Source organism: Mesorhizobium sp. M8A.F.Ca.ET.165.01.1.1 (assembly GCF_004792065.1).
In the GTDB taxonomy this organism is placed as follows: domain Bacteria; phylum Pseudomonadota; class Alphaproteobacteria; order Rhizobiales; family Rhizobiaceae; genus Mesorhizobium.
This window is the reverse complement of record NZ_SRTH01000182.1, coordinates 1-315: the sequence shown is the minus strand read 5'-3', so window position 1 is coordinate 315 and position 315 is coordinate 1. Positions and strand designations below refer to the sequence as shown.

At 62.2% G+C, this 315-nt stretch carries 1 pseudogene; it reads left to right on the top strand.

From position 1 onward, the window contains the following. Positions 1-47: 47 nt before the first annotated feature. A pseudogene (locus EN808_RS35660) lies at positions 48-315 on the top strand (sugar ABC transporter permease); the annotation flags it as partial.

Below are 315 nucleotides of genomic sequence, written 5' to 3'. Positions count from 1 at the left end.
ACCGCCTCGCCCTCGGCCGGCAGCGACGTTCCCGCCGGCACCACCGCATGCAGCCTCAGCCCATCGGCATCGGCGTCAATTATTCGGTGCAGGATACGTTCGGCAACAACGTCTTCTTCTGGGCCGGCACCGAATGGTTCGAGGACCTGCTGCACTCCAATCGCTTCTGGGAAGCGATGGTGCGCAACCTGATCTTCTCCTTCATCATCCTGGCGATCGAAGTGCCACTCGGCATCTTCATTGCGCTCAACATGCCTAAGAAGGGCTGGGGCGTGCCGGTCTGCCTGGTGCTGATGGCGCTGCCGCTGCTGGTTC